The organism is Pseudomonas sp. M47T1 (assembly GCF_000263855.1).
GTDB lineage: Bacteria > Pseudomonadota > Gammaproteobacteria > Pseudomonadales > Pseudomonadaceae > Aquipseudomonas.
This window is the reverse complement of sequence record NZ_AJWX01000010.1, coordinates 116390-128648: the sequence shown is the minus strand read 5'-3', so window position 1 is coordinate 128648 and position 12259 is coordinate 116390. Positions and strand designations below refer to the sequence as shown.

Annotated in this window: 10 protein-coding genes, 1 tRNA gene and 1 pseudogene; 8 read left to right on the top strand and 4 right to left on the bottom strand. The window is 64.9% G+C overall.

From position 1 onward, the window contains the following. The first annotated feature begins 11 nt into the window (after positions 1-11). On the top strand, positions 12-899 hold the full coding sequence (locus PMM47T1_RS12975) for a LysR family transcriptional regulator (protein WP_008369420.1): 888 nt from the start codon (positions 12-14) through the stop codon (positions 897-899). Positions 900-1016: 117 nt separating this feature from the next. Then, positions 1017-1520 carry an AAA family ATPase gene (locus tag PMM47T1_RS12970; protein WP_008369419.1) on the top strand — a complete coding sequence of 168 codons (504 nt, stop codon included), beginning with the start codon at positions 1017-1019 and terminating at the stop codon, positions 1518-1520. Between the two features lie 65 nt (positions 1521-1585). Here PMM47T1_RS12970 and PMM47T1_RS12965 read toward each other — a convergent pair whose 3' ends face one another. Next, on the bottom strand, positions 1586-2767 hold the full coding sequence (locus tag PMM47T1_RS12965) for an MFS transporter (protein ID WP_008369416.1): 1182 nt from the start codon (positions 2765-2767) through the stop codon (positions 1586-1588). 93 nt (positions 2768-2860) lie between these two features. On the opposite strand from PMM47T1_RS12965, the gene PMM47T1_RS12960 reads away from it, so the two are divergent. Beyond that, positions 2861-3754: a LysR family transcriptional regulator gene (locus PMM47T1_RS12960; protein WP_043300978.1), complete on the top strand. Its 894-nt coding sequence runs from the start codon at positions 2861-2863 to the stop codon at positions 3752-3754. 93 nt (positions 3755-3847) lie between these two features. Here the strand turns inward: PMM47T1_RS12960 and PMM47T1_RS12955 are convergent. Next, a tRNA-Phe gene (locus PMM47T1_RS12955) sits at positions 3848-3923 on the bottom strand. Between the two features lie 150 nt (positions 3924-4073). Between PMM47T1_RS12955 and PMM47T1_RS29075 the strand changes: the two are divergent. After that, positions 4074-4556: pseudogene (locus PMM47T1_RS29075) on the top strand (VOC family protein). 9 nt (positions 4557-4565) lie between these two features. On the opposite strand, the gene PMM47T1_RS12950 reads toward PMM47T1_RS29075, so the two are convergent. Beyond that, positions 4566-5765, bottom strand: coding sequence for an MFS transporter (locus PMM47T1_RS12950; protein WP_008369414.1), 1200 nt, complete (start codon positions 5763-5765; stop codon positions 4566-4568). Positions 5766-5877: 112 nt separating this feature from the next. Between PMM47T1_RS12950 and PMM47T1_RS12945 the strand changes: the two genes are divergently transcribed. From PMM47T1_RS12945 to hpxO, 4 genes are all read left to right on the top strand, one after another. Beyond that, complete coding sequence (locus tag PMM47T1_RS12945) at positions 5878-6795, top strand: LysR family transcriptional regulator (RefSeq protein ID WP_008369412.1); 918 nt, start codon at positions 5878-5880, stop codon at positions 6793-6795. An 84-nt stretch (positions 6796-6879) separates the two neighbouring features. Continuing rightward, a complete protein-coding gene (locus PMM47T1_RS12940; protein ID WP_008369411.1) occupies positions 6880-7863 on the top strand; it encodes a helix-turn-helix transcriptional regulator in 984 nt (327 codons plus the stop codon). 124 nt (positions 7864-7987) lie between these two features. Beyond that, positions 7988-8191 carry a hypothetical protein gene (locus PMM47T1_RS12935; protein ID WP_008369410.1) on the top strand — a complete coding sequence of 68 codons (204 nt, stop codon included), beginning with the start codon at positions 7988-7990 and terminating at the stop codon, positions 8189-8191. A gap of 250 nt (positions 8192-8441) precedes the next feature. Then, a complete protein-coding gene (gene hpxO / locus PMM47T1_RS12930; RefSeq protein WP_008369409.1) occupies positions 8442-9632 on the top strand; it encodes an FAD-dependent urate hydroxylase HpxO in 1191 nt (396 codons plus the stop codon). A 177-nt stretch (positions 9633-9809) separates the two neighbouring features. Here hpxO and PMM47T1_RS12925 read toward each other — a convergent pair whose 3' ends face one another. Beyond that, positions 9810-12200, bottom strand: a complete 2391-nt coding sequence (locus PMM47T1_RS12925; protein WP_008369408.1) for a DUF3772 domain-containing protein — start codon at positions 12198-12200, stop codon at positions 9810-9812. Between the last annotated feature and the right edge of the window lie 59 nt (positions 12201-12259).

Sequence of the window (12259 nt, the reverse complement as noted above, 5' to 3'; positions counted from 1 at the left end):
AAAACGCACCGATGTTCGATTGGGAAAGTTTGCGCGTCTTCATTGCCATCGCCCAGGCCGGCAGCCTGTCTGGCGCGGCGCGGGTGCTGAAGGTCGACCACGCTACGGTCAGCCGTCGCCTGGGCGCGCTGGAGGCCGAACTGCAAGTGCGCCTGGTGGATCGCTTGCCGCGTGCCTGTCAGTTGACGCCGTTGGGTCATCAGGTGCTCAAGGTGGCTCTCGAAATGGAAGCGAACGCCTTCACCGTGGCGCGCATCGTTCAGGCCGGGCAGTCACCGGCGGCCGGGCGTGTCACCGTCAGTGCACCGCCGGTGCTGGCCAGCCACTTCCTGGCAGGCCAGATGCAACGCTTCCGCCAGGCCTATCCGCACGTGCAGTTGTCCGTTTCCAGCCAGGCCCACAGCGTCTCCCTGGGCCGCCGGGAAGCGGATATCGCCCTGCGCCTGTACCGGCCCACGGAACCGGACAGCGTCACCCGCAAGCTTGGCGCCATGCCCTTCGCCCTGTACGCCAGCCGGCACTATGAACACCTGTATCAACCTGAACAGTGGGCATTCATCGCCTATGAAACGCACCTGGCCGACATGCCCCATCAGCAGTGGTTGCTGTCCGTCGCCCAGGGCCGCGCCATTGCCTGTGAAGTGAGCGACATCGCCACCCAGCACGCTGTTGTACGCACAGGCGCCGGGGTGGCCGGTTTACCTACGTTCATTGGCGATGGCGATCCGTCGCTGCAACGCCTGCCGTGGGGCGGCGAGGGGTTTGTCCGCGATATCTGGCTGGTGGTGCACGCGGATCTGCGCCATTCGCCGTTGTTGCGGGCGGTGATGGATTTCATGGTTGAGGTGATGCGCGAGCCGTTTGCTTCACCCGCGGGCAAAGGCACGCTGCTTCTGTAGCAGCAACTGTCTTGCAGTAGCGGGTGTCGAGCTGCCGCCAGGCTGCCATGAGGTGTGTCATACACTGCGCGGTGCTTGCGACGCGGCCATCCGGCTGCTGCTACAAAAGGAGATTGCATGCTTATCGTGTTCAGCGGCCTGCCGGGTACTGGCAAAACCACCATTGCCCACGCATTGGCCAAGCGGGTCGGGGCGGTGTACCTGCGCATCGACACCATCGAGCAGGCGCTGCGTGACAGCGGTGCGCTGGCCAGTGACGTGGGCGCCAGTGGTTACCAGGTGGCCAATCAACTGGCATTGAGCAACCTGCAGTTGGGGCAGCAGGTGGTGGTGGACTGCGTCAATCCGGTTGCTCAAAGCCGGGCCGCCTGGGCCGAGGTTGCTGCTCGCGCTGGTGTGCCCTTGGTCAATATCCAGGTGGTGTGTAGCGACGTGGCGGAGCATCGGCGGCGGGTGGAAACGCGGATGGTCGACGTGCCCGGCCTGGTGGCGCCAAGCTGGCGATCGGTACTGGCGCACGACTACCAGCCCTGGGATGAACCACCGCTTACCCTGGATACCGCCAGCGTTTCGCCTGATGAAGCCATAGCCCTCATCCAGCACCAATTTCAAGTCGTGTAGCCGCGGCGGCTACACGCTGGGATTTTCAGGCCGTCGCGGTAGATGCCCAGGTACAGCGGCAGGCATCACTGCGCTGCTTCCCGGAAACCTGCCACGCCGACGCGCCTTGAGCGCCAGTTGAACACCAGCACCATCAGCAGCCCCAGCGCACCCATCAACGCTCCGGCCAGGGAAATCGCCGGGTAGCCCAGCCCCGCGTTGATGACCGCACCACCCAGCGCCGCGCCGATGGCGTTGCCCAGGTTGAACGCGCCGATGTTCACTGCCGACGCCAGGTGGGGGGCGTCCTTGGCGGCTTCCATTACGCGCATTTGCAGCGGTGGCACCAGGGCGAAACTGGCTGCGCCCCACACCAGGATCGCCAGCGCGGATGCCAGCGGCCAGCGCATCAGTACCGAGAAGGCCAGCAGTACGACGATCAGTACGGCCAGGGACAGCATCAAGGTGCGGTCCACCGAGCGGTCCGCGGCCTTGCCGCCCCAGGCGTTGCCCAGGGTCAGGCCGATACCGAACAGCACCAGCATGCCGGTGATGAAGTTGGTGGAGGCGTGGGTGGCATCACGCAGGATGGGTGCGATGTAGGTGAACACGGTGAACATGCTGCTGGAACCCACCACGGTCAACGCCAGCGCTGCCAGCACCGGGCCGCGGCCCAGTACACGGATTTCCGCCATCAGGCCGTCGCTTTTGGGGGCCGGCACGTTGGGCAAGGCCATCCACAGCGCCGCCATGGCCACCGCGCCCAGGCCAGCGATGCCCCAGAACGCAGTGCGCCAGCCAAAGGTTTCGCCGAACCAGGTGGCCAGGGGCACACCACCGATGGTGGCCAGGGTCAGCCCCATGAACATCGCCGCCACCGCGCCGGCACGCTTGTCGGGCGGCACCACGCTGGCCGCCACAATGGAGCCGATGCCGAAGAACGCGCCGTGGTTCAGCGAGGTCACCACCCGTGCCAGCAAAAGGGTGTTGTAGCTGGTGGCCAGCGCCGACAGCAGGTTGCCGAGGGTGAAAATCGCCATCAGCCCGATCAGCAGGTAGCGGCGCGGCACGCGCGCGGTGGCCAGGGTCATCAGCGGCGCGCCAATCAGCACGCCCAAGGCGTAGGCGCTCACCAGCAGGCCGGCGCTGGGAATGGACACGCCCAGGTCATTGGCGATGGCGGGCAACATGCCCATGGGGGCGAATTCGGTGACGCCGATGCCAAAGGCGCCGACGGACAATGCTACAAGGGGGGGATTGATACGCATGATGGCTCCTCATCTATGCGTCAAATGCTACAGTGGGGCGTTTTAAGGCGGTAGCCATAGAAAAGTACCAAGAGTTTTGCGCCAGGAGCACAAATGGACATCAATGGACGGTCAGGGGAAATGGCGGTGTTCGCCCGGGTGGCGCAAGAGGGCAGCCTGTCGGCGGCGGCCCGCGCCCTGGGCCTGACACCGTCGTCTGTCAGCCGCATCATCGCCCGCACCGAGCAGCGCATCGGCACGCGCTTGCTGATTCGCACCACCCGCGCCATCACCCTCACGGCCGAAGGTGAAGCCTACCTGCGCGGCGCACGGCGGATATTGGCCGACATGGCCGAGGTGGAAGACGCCATCACCGACCAGGGCGTGCCGCGCGGACGGCTGCGGGTCAGCGCCTCGCTGGCCCACGGGCGCCTGGCCATCGTGCCGCTGATTGCGGCGTTCAGCGCCCGTTACCCGGCCATTCTGGTGGACCTGATGCTGAGCGACGAAGTGGTCGATATTCTCGGCGGCCAGGCCGACGTGGCCATCCGTTTCGGCACCCTGGCCGACAGCCCGCTGACCGCACGACGCCTTGGCGACACCGGCCAGGTGGTCGTCGCCTCGCCCGACTACCTGGCCCGCCACGGCACCCCGCAAGTGCCGGAAGACCTGCTGCAGCACAATTGCCTGCGCTTCAGTTTCCGCCGCGCCGCCTCTGACTGGCCATTGCGCCGGGACGGCCTGGATCTTTCGTTGAAGGTGGCCGGCACCATCGAAGGCAACAGCGGCGAGGCCCTGGCGCAACTGGCCCGTTTGGGTGCGGGCATTGCGCGCATCGGTCAGTTCAGCGTGGACGAAGACCTCAAGAGCGGTCGCTTGGTGGCGCTGCTGGAAGACTACAACCCGGGCGATCGCGAACCGATACACGCTGTGTTCATCGGCGGCGCAGCGATGCCGGCGCGGGTGAGGGCGTTTGTGGATTTTTTGGTGGAGCATCATCGCGCCTGACTGTAGCCCCTGCCGAACAGAAGCCATAAAAAAACCCGCACTAGGCGGGTTTTTTGTGTTCAAGGTGCGGTGTAAAACACCTCAAACGAATGATGGTGCCCAGAGACGGAATCGAACCGCCGACACGGGGATTTTCAATCCCCTGCTCTACCGACTGAGCTATCTGGGCAACGGCGCGAATTAAACGTTTTTTTCTGTGGGGCGTCAAGTGTCGGCATCAAAAAAATCAATGAATACCTGCGCTTAGGTGGTGGGCAAGGGCGTTTCAGGCGTATGCCCACTACACTGTCTTCACCCACTGCCACCCCGGAGAGCGAACATGACCCGCAAGAATACCGTCTGCCTCTGGTACAACGGTGACGCTCTGGAGGCTGCCACCTTCTAAGCCCAGACGTTCCCCGACAGCACCGTGGGCGCCGTGCGTCGAGCGCCGGGCGATTATCCGGCGGGCAGGCAGGGCGACGTGCTGACGGTGGAATTCACCGTGATGGGCCTGCCGTGCCTGGGCTTGAACGGTGGATCGACGTTCAGCCACAGCGAGGCGTTTTCGTTTCAGGTGGCCACCGATGACCAGGCGCAAACCGACCGCTGTGGAACGCCATCGTCGCCAACGGCGGCCAGGAAAGTGAGTGCGATGGGTGCAAGGACAGGTGGGGGCTGTCCTGGTAGATCACCCCCAGGGGGCTGACAGCGGCCTACACCAGCCCCGACCGTGCCGCCCCAGCGCGCGTTCAGCGCCATGATGGGCATGAAGAAAATCGACATCGCGACGATCGAGGCGGCCATCACGGCGCAACCCTGACCTGCGTCACTAGCCCTGCGTGACGGCGTTCGCCTCGGGAAAACCGGCGTGGCGGGCCGACCAGGCCACGCCCAGCGTCACCACCAGCAGGCCCACCATGGCTGGCGCCAATGCCTCAGGGCCGAACTGCTGCAACAACAGTCCACCCACCACGCCGCCGCCGGCGATGGCCGTGTTCCAGGCGGTGACCAGCATGGCCTGGGCCACGTCCATGGCGTCCCCCGCCGCATGGGCCAAGGCGGTCTGGAACAAGGTGGCCGCGCCGCCGAATGCCAGGCCCCAGCAGGCGATAGCGACGTACACCAACAGCGGTTGGTGGATCGCCGTGGCGGCCACCAGCATGGCCAGGCCGAACAGCAGGGTGCTGGCCAGGGTCAGGCGGCGCAGGTGGCGGTCAATCAACACGCCGGTCACCCAGATGCCCAGCAGTGAACTGACGCCGAATACCAGCAGCACCAGGTCGGTCCGTTGCGCCATCTGCGCGGCTGCCAGGTAGGGGGCGATGTAGGTATAGAGAATGTTGTGCGCCAGCACGAAGCCCAGCACTACCCACAACACCGGACGCACGCCTGGCACCTGCAGCACGCTGCGCAGTGATGTGCGCTGGGTGGCCGCGTGGCCGGCAAAGTCGGGCACGCCCAGGCGCACCCAGAGCATCAGCAGCAATGTCAGCACGCTGATCAAACCGAAGCACAGCCGCCAACCCAGCACACCCCCCAGCCAGGTCCCGGCCGGCACCCCCAGGGACAAGGCCAATGGCGTGCCCACCATGGCGATGGCAATGGCACGGCCTTTCTGCTGGTGGGGCACCATGCGCGCCGCGTAGCCGGCCAGCAACGCCCACAGTAAACCGGCCGACACCCCCGCCAGCAGACGCGCGCAGAGCATCAGCCAATAGCTGGCCGAGAGTGCGGTGACGCTGTTGGCAATGGCAAAGCCGGCGATGGCGGTCAGCAGCAACGGTCGGCGCCGCAATCCTTGAGTGGCGGCTGTCAGCGGGATGGCGGCCAACAACGAGCCCAGGGCGTAGACGCTCACCGTCTGGCCGACCCAGGCCTGGGGCACGTGCATGCCCAGGGCCATCTGCGGCAGCAAACCGGCGGGCAGGGCCTCGGTGAGGATGGTGATGAAGCCGGCCAGGGCCAGGGCCAGCAGCGACAGCAGCGGCAAGGGTTGCAAGGGGGGGGAGGGTGAGCGAGCGCGGGTCATGGAACGGTCCTGTGAATGCCTGGGCCGTCAGCATAGAAACCCCTCGATTATGGAAAAAGTAGGGTAAGGTTCCAGGCTCTTAGGACCTTATGTTCCGCAATAAGGAGCGGCGATGGACAGCCTCAATGGCTTTGTGGTGTTCGTGCAAGTGGCCGAGACGCGCAGCTTTACCGCGGCGGGCCGCTTGCTGGGGGTGTCGGCTTCGGCGGTGTGCAAGAGCGTGGCGCGGCTGGAGGAAAAGCTGGGCGTGCGCCTGTTCCACCGCAGTACGCGCAGCGTCACCCTGACCGCCGAGGGCACGATGTTCTTGCAGCGCAGCCGGCGTATCCTCGACGAAATCGAAGCGGCGCAGCTGGAGTTGTCCCAGGCCACGGGGGCGCCGCGCGGGCGTCTGCGGGTCAGCCTGCCGCTGGTCAGCGCGCTGATGCTGCCGGTGCTGGGGCAATTCATGGCGGATTTCCCGGACATCGAGCTGGACCTGGACTTCAGCGACCGCCTGGTGGACGTGATCGACGAGGGCTTCGATGCGGTGATCCGCACCGGGGCGCCCAGTGACTCACGGCTGTCGGCGCGCAAGCTGGGCGGCTACCGATTGCTGCTGGTGGCGTCCCCCGACTACCTGGCCCGGCGCGGCACGCCAACCTCGCCGGCCGACCTGCAAGGCCACAGCTGCCTGCATTATCGCTTCCCCAGCAGCGGCAAGCTGGAAACCTGGGTGCTGCAGCAAGGCGCCGGCCAGCCTGAGTTGCAGCCGCCGGTGTCGATGATCTGCAACAACATCGACACTCGGGTGTGCTTCGCCTTGCGCGGGCTGGGCATTGCCTACCTGCCGGATTTTGCCATCCGCGAGCCGCTGGCCGATGGCCGGCTGGTGCCGATCCTGACCGGGCAGGTAGGCGACGCCAATGTCTTCCATGTGCTGTGGCCGGGCAGCAAGCACCCGTCGCCCAAGGTGCGCGCGCTGGTGGATTATCTGTGTGAATACGTCTTTCCTGCCAATTGCCAGTCCCGTCACACACCCTTCACCTGACTGTCATATTCCCTTGCTAGGTTGGCGCCGCTGGCGCTCGACCAGTAACAAATACGACATAAAATCCTGGGTCAGGTATCGAACATGCAGGCAGGTGCCACGCGCAAGCAGATCGTCATCCGCTCCGATGCCATGGGCGCGGATGACTTCGGCGGTCTTTTCGCCAAGGTATTCGGCAGCCTGTATGCCGACGTTCCGCGCGTGGGCGCGGCCATCAGCATTGCCGGTGTGTATGGCCGCTACGAGGGGGTGAGCTTTCGGCACATGAGCTATCGTGGCGACTTCACCGTGCAAATCCCCGACCTCAACGACGAGATCACCTTTGTACTGCCCACGGCCGGGCGGATCATCTTCAACCTGGGGGACGACACCGTGGGCATGCCCCGGGTGGGGTTGGCGGTGGAAAAGAGTGCGGTGCGCTCGGTGACCTTTATCGATGGGCATGGCCAATTCGGCGTTTCGATTCGTCGCGGGTTGTTTACCGAGCGGCTGGCCACGCTGTTGGGTCGGCCCATCATCAACAAGGTGCGCTTCGAGCCCCAGGTGGACCTGGATCATGCCGGTTTCGAAGGCCTGAAGGCGTTGTTGGGGTTCGCCACCGGCGGTGAGCTGGACGCGATGATCAACGCCAGTGCGCTGATGCCCACGCGGTTGCAGGAGATGCTGGTGGACGCGGTGCTCGAATGCTGGCCGCACAACTACACCGAGCAATTGCGTCGCCCGGGGCCGTCCATTGCGCCGCGGCATGTGCGCCTGGCCATGGAATACATTCAGGAACACCCCCAGGTACTGGTCAGCGGCACCGAGCTTGCCGAACTGGCCAACGTCAGCCTGCGCGCCTTGCAGGAAGGTTTCCGGCGTTTTGCGGGCAGTTCCATCGTGGCCTATCAGCGCCAGGTGCGACTGGAGCGCGCCTACCAGGCGTTGCGCGCCAGCGGTTGCGGTTCGGTGACCCAAGTGGCCCAGGAACTGGGTTTCACCAACCTGGGCCGCTTTTGCCAGTACTTTCAGCGTGCCTATGGCGTGACGCCCCAGGCGTTGAAGATCAGCGCCAAGCCACGGGTTTGATCGGGTTGTTGCGCGCAATGGGGTAAACTGCGCAGGTCCGGACAAACACTGGCTGCTGCACCTGAAGGGATAGACCCTGTGGAAGCTGGCAGTCGTTTGGCCTTACTTTCAATTAGGAAACCCCATGAAACAACGCATCCTCGACGAAATTGCCCAGCACCGCCGCGATGGCGAAACGGTGGTGGAGCTGCACCTGTGGTCCAAGGCGGCCATCGAGGCGATTACCCGCAGCAAAGAATACGCCGACGAGGCCTTCATGGGCATTGCCGTGCAGATTCAACAGCAGGATGTGCCCGGCATGGACTACATCGTCATCGTCGAAGGTTGAGGGCCGCGCTCGCCCTGTGGTGGGGCAAACGCGTCGACGGCGCTCCGCAATGTGGCGCCGTTGTGTAGAACGCCCGTGCCGAAAGGCACCCGCGCCGTGGCAAAAAACACCTGAGAGGCTCTATCCCGGCCTTTCGCGCCGTACATGGCAAGCAATATGCAATAGCTGACCAGTTGATCAGGTTTTTGCAGGCACAGGCCCTGGCAAAAATCCGACCTGTCACGTTGTCTTGTCATTACGGTACCTCGCCATGTCACTGTCCACTTCGTCTTCTCGCCCACTCGACATCGTCATCATTGGCGCCGGCATCGGTGGCCTCAGCGCGGGCATCGCCCTGCAGCAAAGCGGCCACCGGGTCCGCCTGTTCGACCGCGTGCCGCAGCTGACGCCCGCCGGCGCCGCCATTTCCATCTGGCCCAATGGCGTCAATGTCCTGGAAAAGCTGGGCCTGGGCGAAGCCATCAAGGCCGCCAGCGGCGACATGCTCGCCATGAGCTACAACACCGCCCAGGGTGAGTTGCTGACCCGCTTCAGCCTCCAACCCCTGTACCAGGCGGTGGAGCAGTGCGCCTGCCCCATCGCGCGCACGGCCTTGCAAGGCATTTTGCTGGAAGCGTGCGGCCCGGAACACGTTACCTTGGGCGTCACCTGCGAGGCGGTGCAAGCGCTGGCGGACGGCGTGCGGGTGACGTTCAGCGACGGCCAGCAGATCGATGCCGACCTGGTGATAGCCGCGGATGGCACCCATTCGCGCCTGCGCAACCATGTGGTCGGCCAGGAGGTGCAGCGCCAGTATTGCGGCTACGTGAACTGGAACGGCCGCATCGACGCTGCCCAGGACCTTGCGCCGGCCAATGAGTGGACTCAGTTCGTTGGCGACCACAAGCGTGTATCGCTGATGCCCATGGGCAATGACCAACTGTATTTCTTCTTCGACGTACCGCTGCCTGGCAATAGCGCCAACGTGCGCGAAGGCTACCGTGACGAACTGGGTGTGCATTTTGCCGACTGGGCCGAGCCGGTGCGCAAGCTGATCGAGCGCCTGGACACGGCAGTTGTGAGCCGCGTGGAGATTCACGACATGGCGCCCATCGGCAGCTTCGTCAAGGGCCGCGTGGTGCTGTTGGGCGATGCCGCGCACCCCATGGCGCCGGACCTTGGCCAGGGCGGGTGCCAGGCCATGGAGGACGCCTGGGTGCTGGCGCGCTGCCTGGAGGCCGACGCCCAGGACCTGAAGGCAGCCCTGGCCAGCTACGACGCCGCCCGGGTTGAGCGCACCGCACAGATCATGCAGCGTGCCCGCGCACGCTCCGACGTGACCCACGGCCGCGAACCCGAGCAGACCCAGGCCTGGTACCAGGAATTGGCCGCGGAAACCGGTGAGCGAGTGATCGCGGGGCTGGCGAAGACGGCGATGGGCGGGGGGGCGTGGCTGGATTAGGGGTTGAATGCCTGCGGGTTGAAAACAGACGGACGGCAACGATAGCCATCACGTTATTTTCACATCAACAGGGGTACTGTGAAGACGCTAAGGTGTAAATGAAAAAGCCCGCTACCCCCCATCGCGGGCTTTTTCATGCCTGGCATAAAGCCAGGCCCCTCACCAGGTGTGCAAACGTCAGGCTTTCTCCACCGGCAACACGTTCTGGGCCTCATTGATCAGCAGCATGCTTTGCGGCGCCGTCAGGGTCACGCCCAGGTCGCGCAGGCGCCCCAGAATGGTGAACAGCAAGTCACTGCGCGCGCCCGACACCGAGCGCGGGCTGTTGACGTAGCCGCTGGCGCTGATGATCAGGCCGTTGCTGGTCAAGTCCTTGAACGACACCGACGGCGCCGGCGCATCCAGAATCGATTCGTGTTCGTTCAGCGCATTCAGCAACAGCTCGCGAATTTGCAGCACGTCCGTGTCCAGCGGCAGGGTCAGGCTGATGCCCACCACGCCCAACGCATTGCCCATGGTCACGTTGCGCACGTTCTGGGTAATGAATTGCGAGTTGGGCACGATCACCGTGGAGCGGTCCGACATCTGGATCTCGGTGGCGCGTACGTTGATGCGGCGAATATCGCCTTCCACGCCGGCCAGGCTTACCCAGTCGCCGACCTTCACCGGCCGCTCGGTCAGCAGGATCAGGCCCGAAATGAAGTTCTGCACAATGGCTTGCAGACCGAAACCGATACCCACCGACAGCGCACTGACCACCCAAGTCAGGTTGGTGAGGCTGATGCTCAGGGTGGACATCACCACAATGGCCAGCAGCACATAGCCCAGGTAACCCACCAGGGTCACCAGCGAGGCACGCATGCCGGCGTCCATGTTGGTTTCCGGCAGCAGGCGGTCGCTCAGCCAGTTCTTGACGATGCGGATACTCACCAGGCCGCCCACCAGCAGGGCCACCGCCATCACGATATCGCCGGGCAGCACCTTCATGCCGGCCAGGGGTTTGTTGCCCAGGTCCAGCAGGGTAATGCTTTCCAGCAGCTCGCTGGGGCTGGAGCCGGACGGCATCAGCGCAATCAGCAGCGCCACAATCAACAGCACGGTACGGCCGATGCCCGCCAGCAGCGTGCTGGCCTGGGCCTGGTGGCGTTCCGACAGGCCCAGCACCGAGGCCAGCGCCAGGCCGCCCGGTTGGCGCGGCGACAACAGGGTTTCGCACAGGTCGCCGAAACAGGCGATCAGCAGGTAGGCAGTGGTGGCCACCACGCTGATCCACAGCAGTTTCACCGTGAGGAAGTAGGCCAGGGTCAGGTAACCGCTGACCAGCGCCAGCAGTGCCAGGCCTACCCACGCCCCAATCACCAGCGGAATCAAGGCGACAAAGCCGGTCGGCCGCTCCAGGTCAAAGCGGCGGTGGGTACGGTGGTAGCGCACCAGCGCGTAGAAGGCTACCAGCGACACCGCCAGCGCGGTCAGGCCGTTGACGGCCACGGTCAGCGCCAGGCTGCTGGCGATCACGCTGTTCACGCGCTCCTGGGTGCCAATGATCAACAGCGCCAGGGCGAGGATTTTCGGGAACGGGCCCAGGGCCGTGGCGATCTCGTCGTGAATGGGCGGCAGGCGCCACGAGGGGCGGCGCAGCATCAACATGGCACGGCCAAGGCCGACGATGAAGGCGCAGAAAATCACCAGGGTCAGTAACTGGTCGATCAGGTTGAGCACGTTGGTGCTCAACTCGCTGCTGTTGGTCACACCCCAATGCAGCACCGAGGCCGAGGAGCTGATGGTCAGCACCGTCGCCAGGCCCACCGCCAGTGCCAGGGCGCTGCGGCGCAGGCGGCCTTCGGGCAGCCAGCGGATCATCGCCCAGGCCAGGAAACGTTCCAGTTGGCGGCGCACCACCACCCAGATCAGCACCGCCAGCACCACCGACGCCAGGAAGAACCAGCGCCCCCCGGGGGCCATCACGGCGACTGCGGCGCTTTCGACGTCCTGGAACAGGCTGTCCAGGCGGCGCAGGTCATCGTCGGTAGGGCGGATCAGGCTGGACCAGAACGCCGGGCTCAGCGGGCTCGCCGAACGGGTGCTGATCTGCGAGTTGAACAGGCTGCGGCGCAGGTTGACGATTTGCGAGGCCAGGTCCCGGGCCGATTGGCTCAGGGTGCCAAGCTGGCGCTGGTCGTCCACCAGCGCATTGCGCTGGGTGGTCAACGCCTGGCGCTGATGGGTGAGGGCGGGGGCCTCGTCGGCCGCTACGGGGCCTATCACCTTGAGCTGATCGTCCAGGTGCTCGATGCTGACAGTGCGCTGGGCGTTCAGGTCATCGGCCTGTTTCTGCACCTGCAAGGCCGCTTGGCGCAGGCTGGCCAGCAGGTCATCGTTGGCGCTGGCCGTCACGCGCTGGCGAATCAGGTCCAGTTGATCGTTGAGGTTATCCAGCGTCGCGCCGTCGGCCAGCGTCGGCACAGGCCCGGCAGGGGGCGTGGCGGCCTGGACGGCAAAGGGCAGGGCAAGCCCCAGTAGCAGGGTAAACAGTGCTGCGTAAACGCGGTTCAGCATGGGGTGCTGCATGTAGGTGCCTCGTTGAGCGGTGTACGGCCAGACGTGCATTGACCGTGGTGGACAGCGGG